Consider the following 25,256-nt stretch of genomic DNA (forward strand, 5'->3'; position numbering starts at 1 on the left):
GATCATCGAGCGACCAAGCCAAAGCACCCATGGACATCACGTCTAGTCCTCCAGCAGATAACCCTTTCGATGCGGCAGAGGCTTGTTACCCGCGACCTTGGCAATGATCTGCTTGGCGGCCGGAGGCGATGGAGTCCGGCGATCGAAGGGCGCCGATCAGTCGCGGCTTTCGCGGCTGCCGAGCGCGACAGCTAGCAATCGACCTGAATCTATTCAAAGCCTTGCGTCCTCCCCGCCAACGCAAAAAGCAGTTCACGGCGATGGCCATTTATCTGCTGGAGGCGGAAGGCAAACCGAGCCTGGACGACCACCCTGGTGCTCTTCTTCTGTCCGGCGCAGACGGCGCCGATCACTTTGCGCGCCATGTTGCGGACATCCCGGCCGACGGCGACGACGTCGCCAGCAACGCGGCGGCCGTGCGTCGCCTTCTCGGGGATTCGGATCTTGCGGAGGCCTGGCGCCAGGGCAGATTGTCCCATCAACGAGCGCCTCCCGCTTTGCTCGAGCAGCCGCAGGCCAAGGCGACGACGGCGCTGCTGCACAATCCACTGCGACCGGAGGGCTCGGACCGGCTCCGAGTCCTCGCGCTGGTCGGCAGGGAGATCGGGCCTAGCTGACATTGGCGTGAAGATGTTGGCCAAGCATAAAGGACAACTATGCAAAGCATCTCCGTACCGCTGGGATTGAGATCGACCGCGATGGCAGGCAAGGCAAGATGAACAATTGTCAGATCGATGGTGACTACAAACGTCGGGAACGCCAGCACGGCGAGACCGAGCCAACTCCACTATGTAGAACCACGCTTCTCAATGCCAGGGGTCATAGTCACAGGACTAGGCGACCATGGTGTAGGTGAAGTAGCCAAGCCCACGACGACCACCACGTTTGCTAAAGGTCGCATTCATTCCGACATTGCTTTGCCATGTAAGAGACGCAACATCCGTGTGCCCATCAGAGGCCAGGCTTTGAAGCGTTGCGTCAACGAGCACTGAGCCGATCCCTCTGCTTCGGTGATCCGCAGACACCAGCACAAGGTCGATACTGGAGCTGTCTTCCGTTTCCCCTCGCTGCGTGGTGTGGATGAGCCCGATACGATCCCCGCTCTGGTCGATATAGAAGAAAGAGGCCCCCAACAGAGTGTCTATATCCTGTAGCTCTCCCAGAATAAACTCAGATGGAATCTCGCCGACTTTGAAAGCGGTAGGCACATCCGCATAGGAACGGCGGTACAGGCGCTTGCCATGGGTGCTCCGCCATAACCGAGCTGCGCGGTAGGTCAACTGCGCCAGGATTGAACCACGGGTGCCCAGAGCGGCCACAATATCCCGAGCGGTAGCTGAGCCGCTACGGTGTGTGCTCAAAAGCACCCAGCACCGCCGCAGGTACCCCGGCGGGCCCTCAAATATGGGCAACCCGTCCAGCCGAAGATCCGCAGGTCCAGTTCCCGCACAACGCAGGCGAGACTAGACGCCCCTCCTGTTACCCCAGAGCATAACGTGCAATTGCGGCAGCACGCGCGCTTCGAACCACTTGTCGCGTGTCACCTTTTCAACGAGCCACTCCATGCGTTTCATTATTCCTTCCAGATCGACAGGCGCGCCTTCATCGCCAGGGCGCGGTGGCGTGTGATTGCCGGGTTGCAGATAGACCGGAAGGCGTGGAAATCGCGCGGCGGTGCCTTTGGCGTAGTCGTAGTCACGCTCGTCGAAAACAACGAGCTTGAGCACGACCTGCGGCTTCTCCTGCGCCGCTTCTATGCACGCCTCGAATGCAGCCCAATCGGTGCTCATTTCGCTTGATGGCGGCTTTGGGCTGAGGACCAGCACGTCAAGATCCGCAAACCAGTCCCTGACCACCGAACCTTGGGTTTCCAGCGCAAATCGGTAACCTTCACCATGGCCCCGCTCGATGAGCGCATCGAGCGGCTGAATGGCCGGATTGCCGCCTGACAGCGACACCATCACTGGCCGACCACCGGAAAGCGCAACGACGCTTTGCCACACCGCATCGATTGTCATCATCTTCCATTGGTAGCGGAATTGATTGTCCACCGCATGGAGGCTGTCGCACCAGGAACAGCGGTAGTCACACCCGCCGGTCCTTATGAAGACTGTAGGCAAACCGATTAGCACTCCCTCGCCCTGGACGGTGGGCCCAAATATCTCGCTCACACGGATTGCGGGGTGCATGTCCGTCACGGCCGGTATTCCGCCCAGGTTTTCGGGGTTTCGCTCACCCGCACGGCCGCGGTTTCCGGCAGACGTGCCTTGCACCATTCATAAAGATGTCTGGCCAGGTATTCCGCCGTGACTTGCTCATGTCCCAGCACGTCGTTGAGGTGCTGATGGTCGAGGCTCTCGTCGATATAGCGTTTGAGCGGCGCCAAATCGTGATAGTCGCGCACGAAGCCGTGTGCGTCCAGTTCTTTCGCCGAAAGCTCCACTTCGACAATGTAGTTATGCCCGTGCAGGCGCGCACACTGATGGTCCGAAGGCAAAGAGGTGAGCTGATGCGAGGCCGAGAAGTGGAATTCCTTGGTGATGCGGAACATCAGGCGCTCCTCCTCCGCAGCGCCTCGAGCCAGAAGTCGGCGTCTTCGTAGTAGGTTGGATCAGCGTGCCCCGCGAGATGAAACGCCTCGCGCCGCTCGACGCAGGTCCCACACCGTCCGCAGTGACGCTCGCCGCCCTTGTAACATGACCAGGTCTCCGCAAATGGCGTTCCGTGTCTTGCTCCATCCCCGACGATGTCCGCCTTCGTGAGGTTCACGAAAGGCGTATAAAGGCGAATCTCTGCGTAGCCGTCCAGCGCGCGGTCTTGCATCATCTGGAAAGCTTCGATGAAGGCCGGACGGCAATCTGGATAGATGAAATGGTCGCCGCCATGTACGGCCATCGCCACCGCTTCGGCCTTGTGTGCGGCGGCGAGACCGAAGGCGATTGCCAACATGATGGCGTTCCGGTTCGGCACCACCGTGATCTTCATAGTGTCTTCGGCATAGTGGCCGTCGGGCACGTCAACATTATCGGTCAGGGCTGAGCCGAAAAGGCCGCGGCCGACCTCGGAGATGTCGATGATCTGGTGCATAGTGTTCAGTCGCTCCGCGCAGAGAGCCGCGAAGCCCAATTCTTTCCTGTGCCGTTGGCCGTAATCGAAAGACAGGAGGCCGGCGAGCTCGTGCTCCGCTGCCACTCTGTGAGCAAGGGAAACGGAGTCCAATCCGCCGGAGCAGATGACGAGAGTCTTCATCGTGGTATCCTTGTTTTGACCGGGTAAGGCTGCGACCGGAGATTTCTCTGCGCTCCCCCTACCCCAGCGAGTCAACTTTGTGAACCCCGTGGAGTCTGCTGCGCTGACGTGCCGTGGTGCAGCAGGTCCCGACAGCGGGGCTAAGCCTCTTCAGTGGACGTTCAGACCCAAGCGTATGCTCAGCAGGACAAATGCGAAGCGACCTCACGACATGGCGACGAAATCTGCGTTCGAGTAGCGGATGCTCGCAGAGGCCAGGGTAGATTGGCGAAGCGAGGAAGGAATGGCGTCCACGGTCGTAGCGCAGAAGGCCAAGTTCAAGGACAGTGCGCGCGCCTCGCTTCAGGATCAGTCCTAACCGGAACTCGCAATCCATCGGTGGCCGAGCGGCAGCCCAACAAGGGATTGGTCGTGCGCCGACATCTGTGAACAAGCCGTGTGCGGCGTTGCAATCACCACTGTATTGCGCGCAATTGCCTAAATGGCGTTGGATGAACTGGATTTGGCGATTTTCCAAATGGCGGTCGAAAGCGTCCGCTCGCTCTCCCTAAGCTTCAACCAAAAAGCCGCGGAGATCGCCGCGAGGAGCCACGGTATCCTGGTTTTCGACGTGCGGGTCGACGGTGACTCGGAGGTCCAGAGGGTCGCAGCCATCCGATATCGAGGCGACCAGACTGGCGTGGTCGCGTTGGACAGACAGGGCCTTGTTATCCGCCATTGCATGGTCAATGGCACCTTCTCACATTTCATTGCGCCGTTGGAGAACTGGACTAGCATGCCCCTGTCAATGCAGGCCAAGATCGATGTCACCGTCGATGCCGGTCTCTTCCTAAGCGCCTTGCGAAATGCCGGTCATATGCTTGGCAGCTAGCATATGACCGGAATGCATCTGTGGATTTTTGCATCCTGGGCATTCGAGCGGCTGCCCACCGTGGTTCTGTAGCGCGCGGATGTGTCAGGGCCCGGGGAGAGCGCGACGATCTGTTGCTCGCGTTCGTGACATCCTCACGACATGAGCATTGCCTTCTCCTTCACGTTACACGATAAATACCGCCGGTGCTCCCTGTTCGCCGTCAGGTCGCGCTTCTATAGTTCATCGAGCAGGAAAAGCGCGCGATCGGCGCTTGCCCGAACGCTGCACCGAGACACGTCTCGCTAGTGTGCCGACGCGTTGAAGCGCCGCGTTGATTATGGGTCTTAGAGATCGAGCGCTCGGGCTGCTTCTCGAGATCAACACCGCCACCCCTTTCTGTGACTTTGCGCTGGAGCTGATTCGGGTACAGAAGCGCGACATATGTGGAACGGCTCCGTTGGCTGGCGGAAAAACAGCGTGACTGCGGACGACGCATGGTTCCAAGTTGGACCGCGGCAGCCGGTCTGACGCAATTCGGCCGGGCGCTCTATGAGCTCAACATTGACATCATCTGCGCCAACTCCCCCAGGCGAAGGGACGCGTTGAGCGCGCCAACCAGACGCTGCAGGGTAAGCGCTGTTCTCAGGCCGCGGCCCTGAGTTCGGGAGCCGGGATGTAGGCCCAGGGCAGCAGGTCGTCGATCTGGCTGTTCGGGTGGCCATTGACGATCCTGGTGAGGACATCGGCGAGATAGCCGAGGGGCTCGACGCCGTTGAGTTTGCAGGTTTATGCCGACCGCCGAACTATGCCGAGCGCCTCTTCCGAGCATGGCGGTATGAAGCGCTTTGCCCGCCATTTCGACCAAGAACCGGTCGTTGACACTCGGCATAGTTCTGATGCTCAAAGGGCGTTCAGGAACTCAAGAAGCCTGTCGTTTGGTCGAAATCGTTCGGCCTTTGCGCGTTCGTATGGCTTCAGCTTGGCAAGTGCGGATTCCTTCAGCTCAAGATGTGCGTGAAGATAGGTCAGCGTCGTTTCCATCGCCTCATGGCCCAGCCATAGGGCGATGACCGAACAATCGACGCCCGCCTGCAGCAGCTCCATGGCAGCGCTGTGCCTCAAAACATGGGGCGACACCCGCTTCGAGCGGAGGGGGACGCAGTGTTCGCGAGCCTTGGCAACATATTTGTTCAGCAGCGCCTGCACGCCGTCGGCGCTCAGCTTGCCGCCGTGCGTGTTCGGAAAGAGAGCCGTTGCGCCCCGCTTCCTGGGCTCGTTGAGCCAGCCCCGAAGGGCTTGCTGTGCAACCTTGGTGAGCGGCGTACTTCGCTCCTTGCGGCCCTTGCCAACGCATCGCACGTGGGCACCGTGCCCCAGCATCACCGAGTCCCGGTCGAGATCGATGATCTCCGAGACCCGCAACCCCGTTTGCGCGGCCAGCAACAGCAGAGTGTGATCACGCCGTCCCAGCCATGTGCTGCGATCCGGACAGGCCAGGATCGCTTCAATCTCGGGCCTGGTGAGAAACTGAAGCTGTCGCTTGTCGCATCGCTTGCTCGGGATCGCGAGCACGCGTTGAATCTGGGCGCTATGGGCCGGCTCCTCGAACGACGCATATCTGAAGAAAGACCGAATGGCCGTGAGGCGGAGGTTCCGGGTCCTCACTGAGGCGGATCGCAGGGTCTCGAGGTCCTTCAGGAATGCGCCGATGAAAGGCGCGTCCAAATCCCGCAGTGTCAACTGCGACGGAGACCTGCCAAGGCGTGTCTGCGCGAATGCAAACAGGAGCCGGAAGGTGTCGCGATAGGAGGCGATGGTGTTGGAGCTTACGCCTCGATGTCGCATGAGCCGATCGGTGAACCACCGCTCGATCAGCACGGCCAGATCGTTCGAGGCACTCATGAGCGAACCTCCCACCGCTCATCCAGCAGTCGCGCGGCATGGGTCATTAGCTCCGGCGCGGCGGATAGATACCAGTAGGTGTCGCGAACATTGGCGTGGCCGAGAAAGGTCGAGAGGACCGGCAGTTCCCGCTCGACATCTTCGCCCGCACGATACCAGTTGGTCAGGGCCTGGACGGCGAAACGGTGACGAAGATCGTGAATCCGCGGACCATTGCGCTGCCCCCGCTGCCGCAGACCGATCTGTCGCGACAGCTGCCAGAACACCCGGTGCACGTATTGGTGCAGCAATCTGCCGCCCTGCTCGGCGACCAAGAAATAGGGGCTACGAGGGGCGACGAGATGCGCGTCGCGTCGCGCGGCATAGTCCGACAGCACGGCGACCGTCGTGGCATGGAGCGGGACCAGCCGCGACTTGCCGAACTTCGTCTCCCGAATGGTGAGGATACCTTGGTCGAGATCGACGTCGTCTCGGCGCAGGTCGAGCGCTTCGGAATGGCGTAGCCCGGCGACCGCTATCAATCCGAACAGGCAATGATATGTCCAGCGACGCAGCGCGTTGGCCGGCGGCAGCGACAGTGCCGCCGCCAGAAGCGCCGTGATCTCAGCATCGGTATAGATGTAGGGCTTTGCACGCCGCGCCGGCGGCACAGCGTCTTGAGGTGGCACTTCCGTCATGGGGTCGAAATGAGCGAGGTGCTGAGCGAAGCAGCGCACATCGGTCAGGCGGATGGACCAACTCGGTTGTCGGCCGATCAACGTCACCCACTTCATCGCCAGCGCCGTGGTGACGGTCTCGGCGCCGCAAGCCTCCATAAAAGTGACGAAATCCGACAACCGTCGAGCGGGGCCATGATACTTGTATCCCAATCCCTGGCGCATGCCCACATAGCGCTCGAGCGCTGTTCGAAGACGGCTCATTGGACACCTCCCGGCCACGGCAGGCTCAGCTCGCGCAGCTTCTCGATGTCGAGCTTGGCATAGATCCTTGTGCTGTCGATGCTCCGGTGACGAAGCAACTGGCCGATCTCGGCAAAGCTGGCCCCCGACCGCAGCAGGTCGGTCGCAAGGCTGTGGCGGAAGAGATGCGCGCCGTGGTGCGCATAGCCGTGAATACCCGCCCGCTCGAGGGCCTCCTTCGCGATCATCGTAATGTCGCAGCCTGAGGCAAAGCCGACGTGCGGAGCAAGCATTCGCAGAAATAACCGGCGACACGGTGAAGCGGGTCGCCCATGCCGGATGTAGGCGACGATAGCTGCACCGACGTCGTGGCGTAGCGGCATCATCGCTTGCCGCCGCCCCTTGCCATGGACGAGGACACTGCCCGACTGCCAATCGATATCGTCAAGACTGAGCGCGGCAACCTCGCTGGCGCGCAAGCCCAGCTTGGCCAGCGCCATCAAAACCGCATAGTCGCGAAGCCCCATTGCCGTGGTCCGATCGCAGGCATCGAGAACCACCTGAACCTTCTGTGGTGGCAGGAAGGTTGGTAGGCCAGCAAGCCGCCAGCGACGGATCGACGGCACACAATTGGCCAAGGCCACCGAAATGAAGCCCTTCAGATGCAAATAGCGCAGGAAGGCGCGCACCACCCCGCACATTGCCTTGCCGCTGTCGGCGGAGCCATCGAGAGCATGTCGCTCGACATAACCGATGACGATCTCCGGGGTGAGCGCTGCAAACCCATCTGCGCCAGCCGGACAGACCTCCTGCAGAAATCGGCGCGAGAGCAGCTTGTGGCTTTCCACCGTCGAGCGGGCGAGCCCCCTCTCATTCGTGAGGTAAGCCGCGAACACATCAACAATCTGCTCGTACTCCGTGCGCTCAATCGGAAGGGCGGTTGGTATCAAACCTTCTTGCCGTAACGCGGCAAGCAAGCGCCGGAGCGCCGATCGGTCGCCCGAATCGATGCTCCAGTGCTTGGAACGGTGCTCAAGAAACCGCTCAACATGAACTTCGCTTAAATCCTGGAGATCGTGCCCGTTGCCGACATGCCAGTCTCTCAGCTCACGAAATAGGCTTAGCGATCGCCAGGTGCATTGCCGACCGAAGCCTTCGTCCGACAATCTGCCCGCATAAACGCGTGCAAACTCGCCAAATGGCCCGTGAATCAGCTTCCGATACAGTGTGCTGCGTTGCAGATAGTCACTTGCGTTCATATGTCCTCTCCTTCGCGTCTAATTGCGACGGAGAGAGCCTAAGCTATGCCGATCCAGCTACCGCTACGTTGAGGAAAGTGTTGGTAAAAACTTGCTCACTCGGCATAGTTCGGCGGTCGGCATAAACCGCCAAGATGAACCGGGTCGATCCGCACGCCTGGCTCACCCAGACCCTCGAGCGTATCGCCAATGGCTGGCCAAACAGCGATATCGAGGCGCTTATGCCTTGGAACTACCAGCGCTGAACGGCATCAGCTACCCGCTTACCCCGAACCGGCTGGAGGCAAGCCCGCAGCGTCCGCGGCGGCGCTGAACGGCCTCAGCTGCCCGCTTACGTCTGACGATTGCACTAACCGATTTTAGCGCTCGTCTGTGCTGGTTGGGTCGCCGACCCCTCCCTATTCAAGACCGCGAGTCATTGCCCTCCGATTCTTGTCGCACGCCGTTCGCCGCTAATGCCACTGCTTTGAGCGGCGACTTGTCTGCCGCCTGCAGGCGCAGCCTTTCGAGATCGTCGCGGCCAATGTCGAAGGTTTCGTCCAAGCGGCGAGTGCCGCATCGACATCCTCGGGCCGGAAGCCGACGCGCTCTACTGGCGGCCGGTCCGCGGTGCCGTGATTGTTTGTGGCGGCCACGTGGACATGCGGATAGTTGCGCCGTGACAGCGGAAAATAAAGCCGAGCGCCACCAGTACCGCCGAATTCAGCGCCACCGGCACGAAAGGGAACAGGAAGCCGGCGCTGACCACGGCCGGTCCGCCGAGCACGGGAGTCAACGCCGTCGCCCGGCGGATGCAGGCAGCGCGTGAAGACGTGGTGGCGATCGCCAGGGCCACAGCGAAGCCCGACGCGATCACTGGGTCGTGCACGAAATGCGCTACCGTCACGCCGACCAGTGCGAAGATCGAATTGCCGCCCATAATCGACCAGGGCTGCGCCACCGGGCTCGACGGCACGGCAAAGAGCAGCATGGCGGAGGCACCCATTGGGGCCACCAGCAGCGCCATAGGGGCCGCGCGGCGATTGGCCCGCAGCCAAGAGTGCTGCTTCATTGAGGCCGGACACATGGATTGCACCCGACCGTTCTGTTCAGATCGTCATTTACGGGGTCGATAGGCGCCCGGCGCCACGGATAGCCGTGACGGCTCCTCCCCCGCAAAGTTATCTTGTGCGTTCAGGGAGCCACGGCGCCTGGGTTGGTTGATGAACACCGTCCGTTCGCGCAGGTGGGGTCGAACTAGTTCGTGGCGAAGAGGAGGCAAACTCCTCACCCAGCAGTTGCCGGAGTTCCCCTGGCTCGAATGCCATCATTGGTGGGGAGGCAGGTTCATCGTCCAACAGCTGCCGGGGCTCCTGCTCGTGCGGCAAGCGCCGCCTCAGCCGCTCTTGCAGCGCCTGCCGGTCGGCGATGAGGTCGTCGAGGGGCAGCGGTCCGTGGTCCGGCCGCTGCCCGGCCATCAATTGTCCAACCAGCGCCCACGTGCCGTCCAACACAGACACGCCGCAGTCGTAATCATTCGGCTGTCGGGTCATGGGGGCTGGCTCCCAGGTGGCGTTCAGCACCCTGGCGAGCTGTGTTGCAGGCTCGTCGTTGTAGCCCCGTCGCTGGAGGGAGTCGTAATGATAGGCGACCCGCATTTCCGGGTTGCGGCGATCAACCAGCAGCAGCGACCAATGAGTGCCCGGGTTAGTCGGAGTGCCATTGTTCACTGGCACGAACAGGAAGTCGGCTGGGGCGACATTTTGATTATAGATGGCCTGCAATGTTGCTTGCGCGTCTTGCGGCGTCGCGTGACGCAGCAGATGGGATACCGACGGATCCACCAGCCGCGTCCGGGCGGCGAGCGTTGGATCGATCCCCCGCAGCTCCTCCGCCAGCAAATCGTAATCCCTCTGGATATGGGCGTCGCTCAGCCACTCGGTGGCGCCGAGCACCGATCCGTTGGGGACATTGGACAGGGCTCTCGGACCCGACGGCCCGATCTGAGCATCGGAGGAGGTGGGCGTGGACGCAGTCAAATCAACCACTGGAAGACCGCGGTACGTGTCTGGCGCCCTGGCGGTTACTGGCGAGGCAGGTTCGGAAGCCTTTGTCGGTTGTGCTGGCGCAGCTTCAGTCATCGGCGGAAGTCGACGGCGATTGACGAGATGAAAGTCACCGGGCCCTCCCGCCCCCGGGACGGCGGCGGACCCTGGCTCTTGCATCATGGGCTGCCACTCCGTCTCGCGGAGCATCCGCCGCACCAACTCCTCGCTTAGCCACGCCAAAGCCTCATCGTCCGATGACGCCGGCACGGGAGAAAGCTCCTGCAGCGAGCCGGGCTGTCGAACGCCCTGGTGATGAGCCGGTACTGGCCCGGTAAACAGCGGCTGAAAGTCAGGCGCTGCAACCCAAGCATTGAGCTCGAATGGTGTGGGCGGATTCTCATGGACCATTGCTTCCACCCCGCCGTCCTGCCGGCTCGGCAGGACGTTGCTCCCGGGCAACTCGTCCGCGGCCGACTGGTGGTCGTGGCGCCAGTTCAAAGGATGAACGGCTCCCGCGGAATCCGGCGGCTGATGATGGCTCGCGCTCGACCCGAGCGATGGCAGTGGGCCGGCCTTATCCACCTCCCCCCAAAGTAGATCCTGATCGTAATCTTCTATAGCGACGACGGATGGCAAAGCGATAGCTTCATGCGGGGCACTTTGCTGCGCAGTGGCGCCTCCGACGCCGCTAGTCTCCGCTTGCAGTGCGCCCATCTGGTAGGTGGAGGGCTGCATCGGGATGCGACCGCCTGAATTGCCGCTCTCGCCCAGTTGCTGCTGAATAGCGACGGTTGGCGGGGTATTCAGGGTCCTCTGCCGCTTCGCTGGCCTCAACAGCGTTGTGGAATGTTCTTTGTTGATGATGACCCACTCGGGCGAAACGGCGGGAATATGGCGCTCGCGCTCCATCGCTTTAACGCCGGCGTGGGATTTTCGGAGACTAGCCAGTGCGTAACCGATGGCCTGATAACCATCGGCGTTCTTCTTATAGCCCGTGACATCTCCATCCAACGCCTTACCGGAAAGCCGATCAGCAATGCCCTTCTTGTTGTTTTGACGCAGGTAGTCACTGAAGCTCCTAAGAACAGTTGCATTTCTCCTGCCGGTTTTTGTCGGTGCTTCCTTTCTGTAGCGTTCGATGAGAACCGCGTCCTGGGGACAAGGCTTCAACTCAGCGCGGCCCGCGATCGGCACGATTCCGCCCGTCGACTGCGAGGTCCGGAGATGGCCTATTGCCGCAAGCAGCCTCGAGGGATCACCCTCTCCGATGAACTCGCGCGCATCCTCGTTCAGCGACCCGTGGTCGAGCCGATCCTTGATGGGATCTTTGTTGTTTGCGAGGAGCCAGCGGCCAAAGCTGAGAAGAGTACTCAGGTGGTGCTTGGCGGTGCTCTCAGTGGCCCCGCCTTTGATGAGGGCGCCCTTAAGCCCCAAAATCAGCGGAGCATCCTCGCGATAAAGAGGCTGGTTCCGAAGCCGAACTGACTGACCCGGCCGCTGCGGCGAAGACGAAGGGCCGGCTTCGTCCATCAGCTCCAAACGTACATCCTGATCGTGGGCTGCCGCAGAAAGCTCCTTTGGCCAGCTGCCAGGTTCCTGCGACGGGCTGTGCTGCGCGATTGCCTCGCCGACCCGCCCCGGCTCCATCAGTGCTGCGCCTGCGGGATCACGAACGGGAGGAATATTTCGCTCGCGCTCCATCGCTTTAACGCCGGCGTGCGATTTTCGGAGATGAGCCAGTGCAGCACCGATGTTCCGCTGACCACCGGCGTCATTCTTATAGGCCTTGACATCTTCAGCCAACGCCTTCTCGGAAAGCCGACCAGCAATGCCCTTCTTGTTGTTTTGGCGCAGGTAGTCACTGAAGCTCCTAAGAGCAACTGCATTCGTACTGCCGGTATCTGTCGTTGCTTCCTTTCTGTACTCTTTGATCAGTGCCGCGTCCTCCGGATGCGGAGTCAACTCAGCGCGGCCCGCGATCAGCACGACGCCGCCCGTCGATTGCTCGGTCCGGAAATGACCTATTGCCGTAATCAGTCTCGTGGGATTGCCCTTTCCGACGAACTCGCGCGCATCCTCGATCAGTGACTCGGAGTTGAGCCGATTACTAATGGGATCTTTGTTGTTTGCGAGGAGCCAGCGGCCAAAGCGGCGAAGAATACGGACGTTATTCTTGACGGTGTCCTCGGCGGCATTACCCTTGTTGAGAGCCTTCTCAAGGCCTAAAATAAGGGAAGCATCCTGGGGATAGGAAAGCTGCTGGTTTCGAGGCTGCTGCTTCCTGCGAAACGGAGCTGACTGAGCCGGCCGCGGCGCCGAAGACGACGGGCCGGGTTCGTCCATCAGCTCCAAACGATCAGGAACGGGAGGAATATGGCGCTCGAGCTCCACCACTTTAAGGCCGGCTTGCGATTTTCGGAGACAAGCCAATGCGTGACCGATGTTCCGATGACCACCGGCGTCCTTATAGCCCTTGACATCTCCATCCAACGCCTTACCGGAAAGCCGATCAGCAATGCCCTTCTTGTTGCTTTGACGCAGGTAGTCACTGAAGCTCCTAAGAACAGTTGCATTCGTACTGCCGGTATTTGTCGCTGCTTCGTTTCTATACTCATCGATTAGAGTCGCGTCCTGAAGATACGGAGTCAACTTAGAGCGGCCTGCGATCGGCACGATTCCGCCCGTCGACCGCGAGGTCCGGAGATGACCTATTGCCGCAAACAGCCTCGAGGGATCACCGTTTCCGATAAACTTGCGCGCATCATCGGTCAGCGACTGCTTGTCGAGCCGACCCTCCATGGGATCCTTGTTGTTTGCAAAGAGCCAATGGCCAAAGTTCAGAAGAGTACTTACATTGTTCTCGGCGGTGGACTCCGCGGCGTTGCCCTTGACGAGGGCCTCCTCAAGGCTGAGGATAAAGTCTTCATCCCTGAAATGAACAGGGTGCTTGCTGAGCCTTCTCAAAAATTTAGTTGCCCGAGCCGGCTGCAGCGCCGAGCCGGCCGGCATTGCTCCACCACCTCCACCTGAATTGGCGATCTCGCTCAGTTGCCGCTCAAACGCCGCCGCACCTGCGGACGGAGCCGCACGTGAGCTATCTTGCAGGCCGGCTCTGTTCGATTGTCCGCACACCCGCTTGGTCGACGTGAAATCCATCCGTTCTCCCTTTCAGCAATATAAGCCCGCTTGAAGCTGGGCTTGGATCTGACATAGGCAAGCTGTCGATAACCTGACACGACAACGTGTGGCGGACGGCCCATTCGGTGAACCGAAGCTGTTCAGCGCCGCATCGCCGTCCAGCCCATGCAGTGCCAGCACGACAGCCCCGCCTCCAGCGCCCACAGTAAATGGGTCGAAACCGAGGTCTTGCCGATGTTCAGTGGCTCTGCCACCTCGCGCGGGAGTGCACCCCTGGAAAGAGACGGAGAAAATGAGCAGCTTCGGCCCCCAGACGTGCCAAACAAAAATCTCGCAGATCATTGACGCCGAATGGGTCGGGTGAAAGACCGTGGCCGTCGGTAACAGAGACCTGCATAGCCTTGGCGTGACCTGCACCTTGCCAGCCACTCACGCGCTCCGCGACAGTCGGTTGTCCTGTAAAATAACACAGCAGGGCGGCATCAGTCCTACGGGGCACCGCCTCCAAAGCTGAAATGCTCACGGGATCCACATCACCAGCCGCAACCCGGCTATCCGCTGGAACCGCGATCTGCTCAGGGCGGTGTTAGCGCTCGCGCCAGCTGCGGCCGAACCCTTGAAACGGCGTCAGCTCCCTGAAATCCTCATCGTCCATGACGAGGAAGTACTAGATCCGCGACAGGCCTCCATTGCAACCAAACACGGTGGCATTTTCTCGACAACCGCAGCACCTCAGCACGCCGGAGATTTTTGTTGAAGATCGGATTCCTTTCAGCCCACCAGGCGGCCCGTCCGACCAGCCGCCGAGCGTGCCACGGTCGAGATGGATGCCATACCCGAGAAGATCTGCAACTGACGATAGAGAGGAAGATGCCAGGCGAACTTGGAGACGACCACATGCGCCACCAGCGCCGTCGTTGCCATGCCCCCGTCCATCACTCGCGCTCGCGCCGACGCCTGGACGACATGGGCCTCGCAGGCCCGGCAGGCGTATTTGGGCCGGATCGTGCGGATCACGCGAAGCAGTGCCGGAACGATATCGAGGGCCTCACTGACATCCTCGCCGATGAGATGGAGGCAGTCCGCAACAGGAGCAGACTGTGCTCTCCGGCTCGATCATTTCCTCCCAGCGCGGCAGATGCTTCGGCAGGGCACCCATCGTGCGCGATGCCGACCGGTGCTTGCGCCGCGGACGATCCTTGTCTTCGGCGGCATCGTCATTGGTCGCGACCGGCACCTCGCAGAGGCAGCCGAGATCGAGCGCGATCTGCGTCGGATCGAGGCGGCCAGCTTCTCGGATTTTGCCCCGAAGATCATCTGCCGAAGCAGATCGGCACAGATGCGCAGCTCCGCGTTCTCGGCTTCAAGAGCCAGAGCGATTCTCTGCAGCTCGGCTCAAGGCTTCGATGAGCGCAGCCGCCCAGATCGCACGTGGCATGACGTCTCAGGACCCAAAGCTTCCTTTCGTCAACCGTCGCGGTCAGCTGGGAGCCACGACGGCCAAAGCGCCTCACTAGCGGCCCAAGATCAGCAGCTTCGTACGCGATCGCAACGCATGGTGGTTGTTTGGCACGCTCGCGTTTTGCCGGCACTGCTCTTCGTCCACTTGCGCCGAAGATCGGCTGCCGCCTTGAAACCCCTTCGGCGAGGTTCATCGGGAACGCCCCACAATCTTGGCTTCCTGATTTTTTGCCGCTGCCTCCAACTGATTTGCCTCGCCAGCTTCGCCATGGGCATGTAGTCAGCATCGGACGCGCCAATTCGCTATGCTAGAATTTGTACTGCTATCTTTCCGTTGGCTTCAGGTCGGCTAGCACGACAGGTGTAGATATACCGCTCGGCTGACGACTAGCTGACGGAAGGTTTCGTCCGACACACGACATCCGACATGGCTAAACATTTAACCATTGCTCAAAGCAGGGTTAGGCCTACACCGGCCCAGGAAGGCGCGGGTCAAGTCGTCTGGCTTGCGGACGCGCTGTCACTTCATTCAGGATTACCCGAAGTGACAAAACGCGTGATGCTCGTTTCCATCTTGAGACGGCGCGAGGTGAGGCGACGTATGTGGCATGCAGAGCTTTGGCGCGGACAGACGTCGCCCGTGCTGAGAGGGCTGCCTCTGCTGCCCTCCAAGCTCTGATCAGTTGAATTCATGCGCAATCCGCCAGCGGAACGGCGCCCTTGGATCGCGCCGGATTCGGCGGCGAGGCCGAGTTCTTATGTGGGACGAGAAGGAGGAGCGCCGCCTTGAGCCGACAGGTCGTTCCCGTTCGTCGTCGGAAAAGCGCGAATTTGGTAGTGTGACCTGGGGTGCGGTGATGCGCTCCCGCGTCCAGCTGCTAATGCAAAGTCACCGAGTGGTGTATGCTGACCAGATCATCACTGGCTTCAGCAGCATTTGCGTAAGCGCCAAGCTGACCCCATCTGGCGCGGTTTGAGGTGATGAGCGAGAGATAGTGACACTGAAGGAGCTGAGGAGCTTGCAGTGTCAATTTCTATGTCTGCGCCTATGCCTGATGATAGGAGCTTCCATGTCCTTGAGGCGGTTGCGAACCGGCTGGACGCAAGTCCGCAGCGTCCGCGGCGGCGCTGGTCGGCGGAAGCGAAGGCACGGCTGGTTGAAGAGTCTCTGAAGCCAGGGGCGAACGTGTCGGCGATCGCGCGCCAGGCTGGACTGGCGAGCTCGCAGCTGTTCGGCTGGCGGCGCAAGGCGATCAAGAGCGGTGCGGTCAGGCGGCAGCGAGATGCGGCTCGGCTCGGCTTTGTCGAGGTCACGCCGACAGCGTCTGCGTCGGTGGAGATCGAGCTGGGTGTGTGGTCATTCGCGCCGGTGCCGATATCAATGAGGAGCAGCTGGTGCGGATCATCCGGGCGGTTCGCCAGGCATGATCCCGGCCGGCGTGAAGGTGTTGGTCGCCAGTCATCCCGTCGATTTTAGAAAAGGTCCCGACGGCCTTCTGGCACTGGTGCGCGATGCCGGCTCGGATCCGTTCTTATGCGTCGGGCGAGATTATGTGGCGGAGCCGCCCTGACCCCTTTCGGGCCGGCCAAACCCAGCTTGCCTCCGCCACATAACATCAGATGGAGTTCAGCAGTTGCAGAACGGAGTCATTTGGCCGGAAACGCACGCCGTGATCGCCGGTGACGCCCGCCTTCTCGAGTCCATTGCGCATCATCTCGACATCCGCTGCGGCATAGCGGTGGGTCGTGGCGACCTGTGCGTGCCCGAGCCAGGCTTGGATCGTCAAAAGATCCACGCCGGACTGGAGAAGCTTCATGGCGAGGGAGTGCCGGAAGATGTGTGGCGATATGGGCTTGTCGGCCAAGGCCGGCCTGGTAGGCACGGCCTCAGTGGCACGCCGCACGATATGGGTCGCTCCGAAACGAGTCAGGCGCTCGTTGCGGGCGCCGACGAATATCGGTCGCGGCTCGTGATGGGCGATCCCGCGCTCGCTCAACAAGGATGTCAGCGCCCGCGCTAGGTCCTTAGCAATAGGGACGACGCGGTCTCTACGCCCTTTTCCGCGCAGCAGCACTTGTGGGTGCGGCCGCTCCAACTGAAGGTCGTTTGCGTTGACGCCGGTGGCTTCGGAGACCCGGGCGCCGGTCTGTGCCAGGAAGAGCAGAAAAGCTCGGTCGCGCCGACCACGGGGCGTCTTCGGATCGGGCGCCGCAATGAGGGTGTCCACTTCGGCCTTGGTGAGGTGGTGCGTTACCTCGATGTGCGCCCGTTTAATGGGAATCGACAGCACACGTTGGGCCACACCGAAGGACGCCGGGTCGGCGGCAGCGACGTGGTGGAAGAAAGATCGGATCGCGGCCAAGCGGGCGTTGCGCGTCGCGACGCAATTGTTCCGCTTCTCCTTGAGTTCGTCGAGAAAAGCGAAAACGAGGTCTCGATCGAGATCTTCGAGCGCCAACGCCGCCGGCTTCTTACGCAACCGGTCGGCGGCAAAGAGGATCAGCATGCGCAAGGCGTCGCGATAGCTGGCCACGGTCGCGGGAGTCGCATTGCGCTTGCTTCGTCAGGCGCCGGCGAAAGTAGGACTCCAGGAGCGGCGCAAGGAGCAGGTGTTCGCTCATGCTGCGCCTCCATCGAGGGCGGCACGCTCAGCCGCGATGGCCAGGAGCTCCGCCGAGCCCGTGAGGTAGTAGGCCGTGTCGGTGTAACTGGCGTGGCCGAGATATGTGGCCAGCAAAGGCAATAGCGCCTGAACGTCTGCGCGCTGTTGGTGCCAGAGGCTGAGGCGGGTCACGGCAAACCGGTGCCTGAGATCGTGCGGCCTTAACGGCTTACCGCCATTAAAGCCGGCGAGTTTACGGACCTCGGCAAAGCCGTTTTGCAGGCCGGTCGCCGAGAGGCGGTTGCCCCGGGAACTGAGGAAGAAGCCCTGATCCTTGGGTATGGGGAAAGCGGCGTCGCGCTCACGGGCATAGCAACCAAGGGCAGCCTGGGTTGTTGTGTGAACTGGAACGAGACGATCCTTGCGGAACTTTGTCTTCCGAACGAGGAGAACCCCGTTGGTGAGATCAACGTCGGAACGATCAAGCCCGACTACTTCGCCCGATCGCAGCCCTGAACTTGCCAACAATCCGATCAGCGTCGCCATCATCCGCCCTCGCAGAGGGATGCTAGGCGAAATGCGGGCGCATGCGTCAATGAGTGACGTCAACTCAGCCTCGTTGAGAATACGCGGAGGCGGAATCGCTCTGGATCTGGGGAAGGCTCTGCGCTCCAAGCGCTCGGTCCGGGCGTCGTAGACGGCGAGATACTCGTAAAACCGGCGGAGCACGCCATGGCGAATGGCGCGGCTGTTGGCGGCGCCGCTGAACGACAGGACGAAGTCCAGCGCCATCGTCCGGGTTGCGGGCGCATCGAGCTGAGCGCGCCCAACGTACCTCACGAAAGCCCGCAACGTGCCGGCTTGCTTGCTGAAGGCATAGCCGAGGGAGTGGCGTAGCTCGATGTAACACTCGGCCTTCTCGCCGAGGAATCGGGCAAAGGCGGTCATGCCACGCCTCCCGGAAAGGGGAGTGCGACCTCGGCAAGTTGCGAGGTCGCGACCTTTACGTACAGCGCCGTTGTGTTGATGCTGCGGTGTCCTAGGAGATCGGCGACCTCGTTGATCGGCCTTCGCTGCTTGACGAGCTGGGTGGCAAGGCTGTGGCGCAGGAGATGCGCGCCTGCTACCCGCCCGAGCTCAACCCCGCTATGTCGCAACCGCTTCCGCACGATCCTCGAAACAGGCGACGCGCATTTGAACGGTGCCACGGGCGGCGTGAAGGACAGGAACAGATACGGACTATCCACCTTCGGTCGAGCGCGCAGGACGTAGTCGGCGAGTGCGGCGCCAGTCTCCTCGAGCAGCGGCGCCACCCGATCCCGCTTGCCCTTGGTGCGCCGGACAGAAACCTCGCCAGCACGCCAGTCGATATCCTGCAGCTGAATGGCGCGTAGCTCACCGTTGCGAATGCCCGTGGTGGCCAGTAGCAGCAGGACGGCTCGATCGCGGATGTCGACCGGCGTCGTTGCGCCGATCGCATCGATCGCACGCAAAATGCGCCAAACGCCAATGAGGCGTCCTTGGGACGACGCGGTCGAGATCCTGGTCATGGTGGCCAGCCCAACATAAAAACTGAAGAAATGTTCGGATGTGAGAAGTCGCTGCCGTGCGGGTGCCGGTGGTCGCCGATAGCGACAGCCGATGCTCGACAGCAGCGAGGACGTGCTCAGCCGTCAACGCCTCGAGGTTTTGACCGGGATGGTGGTGGCGGAACCAATCCAGAAAGCGGCGGCCGCCCAGTAGAACGCCTTCGCGGGTCTTCGGCTCAAGTCCTCGCACCTTGCGCATCATCCGACCACAGCGCGTTGCGGCAAACTGGCTAAAGCGCGCGATCCGGCTCAGGTAAATCTTGGCGGACGCTCGCTGGTAACCAAGGGCGAAAAAATGCTCCGCGAGGCGATCCATCTCGCCACCGAGTGCACCGCTACGCAGGCGCTTGAGCACCCCACAATAGGAAAAATAGAACTCTAGCATTCTGCCCCTCCGGCGTTGTGGCACCAGGGAAATCCCGCGCCATGAGAGAGGCATGAAATATTATGTGGCGGAGGCAAGCTGGGTTTGGCCGGCCCGAAAGGGGTCAGGGCGGCTCCGCCACATAATCTCGCCCGACGCATAAGAACGGATCGGCGCCCATCGTCTCGCGCACAAGCGCCGCGAGGCCCTCCGCACCCTTGCGGAAGTCCACCGGCTTCGTCGCCACCATGACCTTGACCGCACCCGTCGGCCCGATCACGTCGTCGCCTTTAGCGCTCGGATTACAGCGGCCACCGTCCTGGTGTCGGCGCCACGGCCGACCCGCATAGCGACGCCGTCTATCTCCAGCTCGATCACACCGTCTCGGGCGGCTTTCTGCTTCCGCCGCCGCCTTGCCGCCGGTTCAGGCCTCGGCGCTGCAATCACCGCCGGAACAAACAACGATCCCGGTGCCGGCGCTTCCGCCAACGGCTGACGAGCGGCCCGACGCCAGGCGAACAGCTGCTGCGGGGACAAAGCGTATCGCCGCGCCACCGCGCTCACGGTCGCGCCGGCTTCGTAGCTTTCCGCCACGATCCGCGCCTTCTCCTCCGGCAGCCATTCGCGCCGCCGACCGGAGCCCGTGAACACCTCGAACCGGCGCGCGGGCTCGTGATCGCTGGATTTAAGCGTAAGCTCTGAAATCGTCATGTGTCGAAGCCCTCAAAAGCTCCGAACATCGTCCTTCACGCCGATCACCGAAAGGTGCCGTCGGGACATCGCTTACGCTGCAGGACCGGCTTGTGAAGGAGATGCGCGCTGCGGCATCAGCACGATGAGGCGGCCATGCCTATGCGGCTGAGTTCATGGCGGACTTCAAGGCGTGCCAAGAAGCGACGCAACCCGAAGGACATGCACCTTCCCTTCGCCGATCACGACAACCTGGACGGGGCCTGTGCCCCAAAGCAGGTCCGAGTTATATTTTGCGTTGAGGGAGCCACGGCGCCTGGGTTGGCTGATGAACACCGTCCGTTCGCGCATGTCGGGTCGAATTAATTCGTGGCGAAGAGGAGGCGGGCTCGTCCTCCAACAGTCGCCACAGTTCCCCTGGCTCGAATGCCATCATTGGTGGGGAGGCGGGTTCATCATCCAACAGCTGCCGGGGCTCTTCCTCGTGCGGCAAGCGCCTCCTCAGCCGGTCTTGCAGCGCCTGCCGATCGGCGACGAGGTTGTCGAGGGGCAGCGGCTCGCGGCCTGGCCGCTGCCCTTCCACCAATCGTCCAACCAGCGCCCACGTGCCGTCCAGCACAAAGACGCCGCAATCATAATCGTTCGGCTGTCGGGCCATGGGGGCTGGCGCCAAGGTGGCGTTCAGCAGTCCTGCGAGCTGTGTTGCAGGCACGTCGTTGTAACCCTCTCGCTGGCGGGAGTCGTAGTGATAGGCGACCGGTCTTTCCCGGTTGCGGCGATCAACGAGCAGCAGCGACCAATGGGTGCCGGGCCTATCGAGAGTGCCATTGTTCACGGGCAGGAACAGGAAGTCGGCCGGGGCGGTGTTTTGATTATAGATGGACTGCAATGTGTGTTGCGCGGTGTTCGACCCCACATGACGCAGGAGATGGGATACCGACGGATCCACCAGCCGTGTCCGGGCGGCGAGCTCCGGATTGCCCCCCTGCAGTTGCCCCTCCAGCAAATGGTAATCCCTCTGAATATGGGCGTCGCTCAGCCACTCGGTGGTGCCGAGCACCGACCCGTTGGCGACCTTGGACGAGGCTGTCGGATCGAACGCCCCGATCTGAGCATCGGAGGAACTGGTCGTCAGCGTCGTCACATCAACCACTGGAAGACCGCGGTAGGGGCCTGGCAGCCTGGCGGTGACTGGCGAGGCGGGTTGAGGAGCTCTTGGCGGTGCCGCTGGCGCAACTTCACCCATGGGCCGAGGTCGAGGGTGATGGATGAGCTGAACCTCATTGGGCTCTCCCGCCCCCGGAACGGCGGCGGACCCTGTCGCTTGCATCATCTGCTGCCACTCCGTATCGCGGAGCATCTGCCGCTGCGGACGCACCGGTCCAGAATGAGCATCGTCGCGCAAGTCGGACGGCGTGGGCGCATTCAGATCAACAAAAGACTGAAGACCGCCATAGGTGTCTGAGCGAGCCCTGATGGATTGCGCGGGCGCAAAGTGAGCATCGTCGCGCAGGTCGGACGGTGTGGGCGCATTCAGTTCAACAAAGGAATCAAGGCCGCCGAAAGTGTCTGAGCGCGCCCTGACGGAGTGCTCTGGCGCAAAGTGAGCATCGTCGCGCAAGTCGGACGGTGTGGGGGCATTCAGATCGACAAAAGACTGAAGACCGCCATAGGTGTCCGAGCGCGCCCTGACGGAGTGCTCTGGCGCAAAGTGAGCATCGTCGCGCAAAACAGGGGAAATATGGCCTTCAGATCCCAACTCTCCGGCGCCCGATTTCCGCAGATGTCCCAGCGCGACTTGGATCGTTGGGCAATCACCGGGATAGAGCTTGACATCATCATCCAGCGTCTTGTGGTTAAGCCGAGCGGCAATGCCCATCTTACCATTTTTCTGTAGGTAATCACTAAAACTTCTAAGAGCAGTTGTGTACCTCAGTGCCTTACCTTTGGCGTCTTTCACATACGGAGTTGCATTGTACAGTATGATGAGGGCTTCGTCCTGGGGATAGGGATTGCGGACAGGGCGACCTGCGATTGGCAGGGGGCCGCCGGCCGCCGCAATCTTGAGATGACGCATGGGCAAATCGAGGGAGGGACCACCCGATCCCAGATACTTCTTCAAATCCTGGTTCAGCGACGGCTCGTCCAGGCGAGTAGCAAAGCCCTGCTTTCCGTTGGCAACGAGCCAACGAGCGAAGTTCAAAAGTGGATTTACATTGAGCTTGATGGTGGTCTCCGGGACCTTACCCTTGCGGAGCGCTTCCTCGAGCACCCCGATAAGGGACGCATCTTTGGAATAAAGAGCATTCTTGTCGCCACCCACGGTAACCAGTGTTGCAGACGGCGTTGCATTGTTCAGTTTGACGAGGGGTTCGTCCCGGGAACGGGGATTCCGGATAGAGCGACCTAAAATTGGCACGCCGCCGGCCTCCGCAGTCTTGAGATGGAGCATCAGCGCTTCGAGGGACGGACCACCCGTTCGCGCGTACTTCTTCAAATCCTCGTTCAGCGACTTCTCGTCAAGGCGAGTAGCAAAGCACTGCTTTCCGTTGGCAACGAGCCAACGAGCGAAGCGCAAAAGAGGATTTACATTGGCGTTGAAGGTGATCTCCGTGACCTTGCCCTTGCGGAGCGCTTTCTCCAGCACCTCGATAAGGGACGCATCTTTGGAATAAAGAGCATTCTTGTCGCCACCCACGGTAACCAGTGTTGAATTTTGGGTCACATTGGTAGGACGCTTGAAGCCGTCAAGATCTGTCTTCGGCGCATCAGGGTTGTTGAGTCGACCCCGCCCGATCTGCGCTTCGTTGCTAGCGGGCCGCAGCCAGGTGGCGGCCTGCATCAGCACGCGAGCGCCTGAATTACCGCTTTCGCTCAGCCCCTGAACGGCGACCTCTTGCGGATTGTTTAGCGTCCTCTGCCTCTTGGCCGGTGCGCCATACTCATCGCCCCGATCCGCGGCACTATCGAAAGGCCGCTCCTCACCGAAACTTTGCACGGGCAAGTAGGCCGTCGGCTCTAACGGTGACCGCGAATTGCCGTTCCTTGTGCGCGAAGTTCTCACACCCATGCGCTCGCCTTGAGAGACATCAACGATCTGCCTAGGGCGGGCACCTGCGGCATTGACAAGTGGCACGTCGCGCAAGTGCTGCTCAAATGCTGCTTGCTCTTGCTTTGGCGGCTGTTGCTGCACGGAGGCGTTGTACGTAGCAGAATATCGCCTGGATGGGTCGACGTTGTTAAAACGGTCCATATGCCCCCCTGGTTGCAGCCGCTTCGCAACTCTGAGCAGGCAGCATTGTTCTCATCCTACTGGGGTTACCTTTCGAGAGGCTGACGCGGCTTGTAACTTTGCAGTGGGCGCGTTGAGCGGCAGTCTGGAGTGCTCTGCGCCAGAAGACGATGCAATGACGGGGGCGAGTCCGCTTTCGAACAAGTCTGAAATGCGGGGATTTCCTGATCGACCAACGGATTTTTGCCGTCGAGCGCCGTTTTCTGCTTTGGGAGGTGGCGGATCAGTGTGATGTCGTATTGCGCCGGCATTGCGAAGGCGAGCATCGCCAAGTCAAGCTTTGCGGAGGTTGGTGTGACGAGGCGATCAGGCGGCATGGTTCTCCGATGTGTGGCGATGGATGATCGAGCGAACCATGCTTGTTAATCGCAAATCACCGCCCGGAGAGCACGGCGACGCGAAGCTTAACGTTGACGACACATCCATACCGTGGATGGCATCATTCAAAAAATCACTTAGGCCAGCCGCTACCGAATGCGCTAACGGGCAGGTGCATGAGTTGCACAGACTTCCCGAAGGCGAGGATGAAAATTGGCCACGTTCACAGTAATCATCCCATTTTACCAGAAAGAAGCGGGAATTCTGCGTCGGGCGTTACAGAGCGTTTTCGGCCAGACTTACAAGGATTTCGACGTCCTGGTCATTGACGATGGGTCCCCTCTTTGGGCTGATGTCGAGCTGTAAGCGCTCGATAGCGATCAGAGATCGCGGATCACCGTCATAAGGCAGCCTAACGCCGGACCGGGTGGCGCTCGCAACACTGGACTTGAGAACGTTTCTTCTTCGACGCGTTTTGTCGCTTTTCTCGATTCAGACGCTGGCCGCCTGGATAGGAACAGTTTCGACACGCCGTCGCCCGAACAGCGCTCCAGCAAATCTCCTGAGGTCGAGCACATCCTCCATTCGCGCGACATACTCGGTCTCGACCTTCGGAATGCACCAACATGTCCGTCCGCCACGGCTTGAGATCGTTCTCGGCCGGGCGCTGACTCGCGCGACAGCTGGTCGCTCAGATGGCTTGACGAACGGTCCGCCAACAGCTCGTGCGGCGCGTCCCCGAAAAAGCAGGCTCCACCACGTCCCAGCGCAAGCACGGCGGGGCAATCGATCGCAACGACCGTAAGCTTCGTGACGGAGCCAGTCCGGCCAGCCTGTGCGACCGTCTGTGGCGCCCATTGGAACGCGAGCATTGGTCACGGCTGAGCTTCGTATGGCGCTATGCTGACAGGCCGAGAACCGGTCGCCACAATACCGGCCCGTTCAGACGTCCCCTCCAGCGGACACGCAAGAGGCTCGGGTGAGAAATCTCGAGAAAGCCGGCCACCGCCTCCGTTTTCCCGACGGGTCTTGGCTGTCCGATGCGCGACAATGGCCATGTTGCGAGGCGCAGGATCCGTTCCATGCGCGTATCAGTCACCGTCACGATCTCAGTAAGATTGTTGGCCAAGCCGAACTCGATCATGCCGGCGAAGAGCTCGTAGGTTGCTTGGGCCAGCCCGCCCGCCGCCTTCGGCGCTGATGGAGGGAGATCGAGTGCGAAACGACTGCTCTCCCAGATGCCGGCACTCGCGGGAGCCACAGTGTCATCCAGCAGCATCGGAAAGGTATCGCGCAACATTGTCGGTCCGGTACTCGGCAAAAGACGGACGCAGCCGCAAATTCGCCAATCGGATCCCTTCAGAAGCAGATAAACGGGGTTCAGTCTGTCAAATGCGTCTGTTTCCATTTCGCCTTCGGTCTGAACTTCCCAATTCAGCCTTTCCTTGAAGACCCGATGCCTGAGCGCGTGCATTTCTTTGAGTTCGCCTGGAAACTCGCCGTAGAGTTCAGGTGTTACCAGCTGCATCATTTGTCGCCTCCGTTCAGGACGTGTTCCCGCCATGGAAGAGCAAAGCCGACATTGATGCAGCCTGTAGACCTTTACAGCTAT

General features: G+C 61.0%; 19 protein-coding genes and 6 pseudogenes. 6 read left to right on the forward strand and 19 right to left on the reverse strand.

The features are described from left to right. Positions 1-260 precede the first annotated feature (260 nt). Positions 261-617: a hypothetical protein gene (locus IHQ72_RS32655; protein WP_258119874.1), complete on the forward strand. Its 357-nt coding sequence runs from the start codon at positions 261-263 to the stop codon at positions 615-617. Between the two features lie 216 nt (positions 618-833). On the opposite strand, the gene IHQ72_RS32660 is transcribed toward IHQ72_RS32655, so the two are convergent. From IHQ72_RS32660 to queC, 4 genes are all read right to left on the reverse strand, one after another. Continuing rightward, on the reverse strand, positions 834-1,319 hold the full coding sequence (locus tag IHQ72_RS32660) for a GNAT family N-acetyltransferase (protein ID WP_258119876.1): 486 nt from the start codon (positions 1,317-1,319) through the stop codon (positions 834-836). A 144-nt stretch (positions 1,320-1,463) separates the two neighbouring features. Next, positions 1,464-2,189: a 7-carboxy-7-deazaguanine synthase QueE gene (gene queE / locus IHQ72_RS32665; RefSeq protein ID WP_258124006.1), complete on the reverse strand. Its 726-nt coding sequence runs from the start codon at positions 2,187-2,189 to the stop codon at positions 1,464-1,466. Positions 2,190-2,194: 5 nt separating this feature from the next. Next, positions 2,195-2,551 (reverse strand): 6-carboxytetrahydropterin synthase QueD, encoded by a 357-nt coding sequence (queD, locus tag IHQ72_RS32670; RefSeq protein WP_258119877.1) that lies wholly within the window; start codon positions 2,549-2,551, stop codon positions 2,195-2,197. Then, positions 2,551-3,249, reverse strand: a complete 699-nt coding sequence (gene queC / locus IHQ72_RS32675) for a 7-cyano-7-deazaguanine synthase QueC (protein ID WP_258119878.1) — start codon at positions 3,247-3,249, stop codon at positions 2,551-2,553. The genes queD and queC overlap by 1 nt, the downstream gene beginning before the upstream one ends. 481 nt (positions 3,250-3,730) lie before the next feature. On the opposite strand from queC, the gene IHQ72_RS32680 reads away from it, so the two are divergent. Then, positions 3,731-4,120, forward strand: a complete 390-nt coding sequence (locus IHQ72_RS32680) for a hypothetical protein (RefSeq protein WP_374120296.1) — start codon at positions 3,731-3,733, stop codon at positions 4,118-4,120. Between the two features lie 624 nt (positions 4,121-4,744). Here IHQ72_RS32680 and IHQ72_RS32685 read toward each other — a convergent pair. The 4 genes and pseudogenes from IHQ72_RS32685 to IHQ72_RS32700 all read right to left on the reverse strand — a co-directional run. Then, positions 4,745-4,888, reverse strand: a pseudogene (locus IHQ72_RS32685) (transposase domain-containing protein); the annotation flags it as partial. A 114-nt stretch (positions 4,889-5,002) separates the two neighbouring features. After that, entirely contained in the window at positions 5,003-6,004 is a 1,002-nt protein-coding gene (locus tag IHQ72_RS32690) for a tyrosine-type recombinase/integrase (RefSeq protein WP_258119880.1), read from the reverse strand. Continuing rightward, a complete protein-coding gene (locus IHQ72_RS32695) occupies positions 6,001-6,924 on the reverse strand; it encodes a tyrosine-type recombinase/integrase (RefSeq protein ID WP_258119881.1) in 924 nt (307 codons plus the stop codon). The genes IHQ72_RS32690 and IHQ72_RS32695 overlap by 4 nt, the downstream gene beginning before the upstream one ends. Next, the gene (locus tag IHQ72_RS32700; RefSeq protein WP_258119882.1) at positions 6,921-8,162 is read right to left on the reverse strand and encodes a site-specific integrase; all 1,242 of its coding nucleotides are present in this window, start codon (positions 8,160-8,162) and stop codon (positions 6,921-6,923) included. The genes IHQ72_RS32695 and IHQ72_RS32700 overlap by 4 nt, the downstream gene beginning before the upstream one ends. Before the next feature lie 125 nt (positions 8,163-8,287). Between IHQ72_RS32700 and IHQ72_RS32705 the strand changes: the two are divergent. After that, positions 8,288-8,407: pseudogene (locus tag IHQ72_RS32705) on the forward strand (transposase domain-containing protein); the annotation flags it as partial. Between the two features lie 157 nt (positions 8,408-8,564). Here the strand turns inward: IHQ72_RS32705 and IHQ72_RS32710 are convergent. The 4 genes and pseudogenes from IHQ72_RS32710 to IHQ72_RS32725 form a co-directional block, all read right to left on the reverse strand. Continuing rightward, entirely contained in the window at positions 8,565-8,705 is a 141-nt protein-coding gene (locus IHQ72_RS32710) for a hypothetical protein (RefSeq protein WP_258119883.1), read from the reverse strand. A gap of 46 nt (positions 8,706-8,751) precedes the next feature. Next, positions 8,752-9,147, reverse strand: coding sequence for an HPP family protein (locus IHQ72_RS32715; protein ID WP_258119885.1), 396 nt, complete (start codon positions 9,145-9,147; stop codon positions 8,752-8,754). A 175-nt stretch (positions 9,148-9,322) separates the two neighbouring features. Then, the gene (locus IHQ72_RS32720; protein ID WP_258119887.1) at positions 9,323-13,345 is read right to left on the reverse strand and encodes a Ulp1 family isopeptidase; all 4,023 of its coding nucleotides are present in this window, start codon (positions 13,343-13,345) and stop codon (positions 9,323-9,325) included. A 752-nt stretch (positions 13,346-14,097) separates the two neighbouring features. Continuing rightward, positions 14,098-14,716: pseudogene (locus IHQ72_RS32725) on the reverse strand (transposase domain-containing protein); the annotation flags it as partial. Positions 14,717-15,836: 1,120 nt separating this feature from the next. Here IHQ72_RS32725 and IHQ72_RS37260 point away from each other — a divergent pair. Next, a complete protein-coding gene (locus IHQ72_RS37260; protein WP_374120418.1) occupies positions 15,837-16,265 on the forward strand; it encodes a transposase in 429 nt (142 codons plus the stop codon). Positions 16,266-16,404: 139 nt separating this feature from the next. Here the strand turns inward: IHQ72_RS37260 and IHQ72_RS32730 are convergent, their stop codons facing one another. The 5 genes and pseudogenes from IHQ72_RS32730 to tnpA form a co-directional block, all read right to left on the reverse strand. Next, complete coding sequence (locus IHQ72_RS32730) at positions 16,405-17,322, reverse strand: tyrosine-type recombinase/integrase (RefSeq protein WP_258119888.1); 918 nt, start codon at positions 17,320-17,322, stop codon at positions 16,405-16,407. An 84-nt stretch (positions 17,323-17,406) separates the two neighbouring features. Then, complete coding sequence (locus IHQ72_RS32735) at positions 17,407-18,339, reverse strand: tyrosine-type recombinase/integrase (RefSeq protein ID WP_258119891.1); 933 nt, start codon at positions 18,337-18,339, stop codon at positions 17,407-17,409. Next, a complete protein-coding gene (locus IHQ72_RS32740) occupies positions 18,336-18,884 on the reverse strand; it encodes a site-specific integrase (protein WP_258119893.1) in 549 nt (182 codons plus the stop codon). The genes IHQ72_RS32735 and IHQ72_RS32740 overlap by 4 nt, the downstream gene beginning before the upstream one ends. Before the next feature lie 623 nt (positions 18,885-19,507). After that, positions 19,508-19,624 (reverse strand): annotated as a pseudogene (gene tnpB / locus IHQ72_RS32745) (IS66 family insertion sequence element accessory protein TnpB); the annotation flags it as partial. Next, a complete protein-coding gene (tnpA, locus tag IHQ72_RS32750) occupies positions 19,621-20,055 on the reverse strand; it encodes an IS66-like element accessory protein TnpA (protein WP_258119894.1) in 435 nt (144 codons plus the stop codon). The gene tnpA and the pseudogene tnpB, both read right to left, overlap by 4 nt. Before the next feature lie 74 nt (positions 20,056-20,129). Between tnpA and IHQ72_RS37265 the strand changes: the two are divergent. Beyond that, positions 20,130-20,325: pseudogene (locus IHQ72_RS37265) on the forward strand (ISNCY family transposase); the annotation flags it as partial. Here the strand turns inward: IHQ72_RS37265 and IHQ72_RS32755 are convergent. Then, complete coding sequence (locus tag IHQ72_RS32755; protein WP_258119895.1) at positions 20,321-23,287, reverse strand: Ulp1 family isopeptidase; 2,967 nt, start codon at positions 23,285-23,287, stop codon at positions 20,321-20,323. The pseudogene IHQ72_RS37265 and the gene IHQ72_RS32755 overlap by 5 nt on opposite strands. A gap of 570 nt (positions 23,288-23,857) precedes the next feature. Here IHQ72_RS32755 and IHQ72_RS32760 point away from each other — a divergent pair. After that, positions 23,858-24,142: pseudogene (locus IHQ72_RS32760) on the forward strand (glycosyltransferase family 2 protein); the annotation flags it as partial. 400 nt (positions 24,143-24,542) lie between these two features. Here the strand turns inward: IHQ72_RS32760 and IHQ72_RS32765 are convergent. Then, positions 24,543-25,175, reverse strand: a complete 633-nt coding sequence (locus IHQ72_RS32765) for an acyl-homoserine-lactone synthase (protein ID WP_258119896.1) — start codon at positions 25,173-25,175, stop codon at positions 24,543-24,545. Positions 25,176-25,256 lie beyond the last annotated feature (81 nt).

Origin of the sequence: Mesorhizobium onobrychidis, from assembly GCF_024707545.1 — a bacterium.
GTDB lineage: Bacteria > Pseudomonadota > Alphaproteobacteria > Rhizobiales > Rhizobiaceae > Mesorhizobium > Mesorhizobium onobrychidis.

Coding starts and splice junctions, on each gene's coding strand:
- IHQ72_RS32655 (WP_258119874.1), top strand. CDS start 261: ATGGCCATTTATCTGCTGGAGGCGGAAGGCAAACCGAGCCTGGACGAC.
- queE (WP_258124006.1), bottom strand. CDS start 2,189: ATGCACCCCGCAATCCGTGTGAGCGAGATATTTGGGCCCACCGTCCAG.
- queD (WP_258119877.1), bottom strand. CDS start 2,551: ATGTTCCGCATCACCAAGGAATTCCACTTCTCGGCCTCGCATCAGCTC.
- queC (WP_258119878.1), bottom strand. CDS start 3,249: ATGAAGACTCTCGTCATCTGCTCCGGCGGATTGGACTCCGTTTCCCTT.
- IHQ72_RS32680 (WP_374120296.1), top strand. CDS start 3,731: ATGGCGTTGGATGAACTGGATTTGGCGATTTTCCAAATGGCGGTCGAA.
- IHQ72_RS32690 (WP_258119880.1), bottom strand. CDS start 6,004: ATGAGTGCCTCGAACGATCTGGCCGTGCTGATCGAGCGGTGGTTCACC.
- IHQ72_RS32695 (WP_258119881.1), bottom strand. CDS start 6,924: ATGAGCCGTCTTCGAACAGCGCTCGAGCGCTATGTGGGCATGCGCCAG.
- IHQ72_RS32700 (WP_258119882.1), bottom strand. CDS start 8,162: ATGAACGCAAGTGACTATCTGCAACGCAGCACACTGTATCGGAAGCTG.
- IHQ72_RS32715 (WP_258119885.1), bottom strand. CDS start 9,147: ATGGGTGCCTCCGCCATGCTGCTCTTTGCCGTGCCGTCGAGCCCGGTG.
- IHQ72_RS32720 (WP_258119887.1), bottom strand. CDS start 13,345: ATGGATTTCACGTCGACCAAGCGGGTGTGCGGACAATCGAACAGAGCC.
- IHQ72_RS37260 (WP_374120418.1), top strand. CDS start 15,837: ATGCCTGATGATAGGAGCTTCCATGTCCTTGAGGCGGTTGCGAACCGG.
- IHQ72_RS32735 (WP_258119891.1), bottom strand. CDS start 18,339: ATGACCGCCTTTGCCCGATTCCTCGGCGAGAAGGCCGAGTGTTACATC.
- tnpA (WP_258119894.1), bottom strand. CDS start 20,055: ATGACGATTTCAGAGCTTACGCTTAAATCCAGCGATCACGAGCCCGCG.
- IHQ72_RS32755 (WP_258119895.1), bottom strand. CDS start 23,287: ATGGACCGTTTTAACAACGTCGACCCATCCAGGCGATATTCTGCTACG.
- IHQ72_RS32765 (WP_258119896.1), bottom strand. CDS start 25,175: ATGATGCAGCTGGTAACACCTGAACTCTACGGCGAGTTTCCAGGCGAA.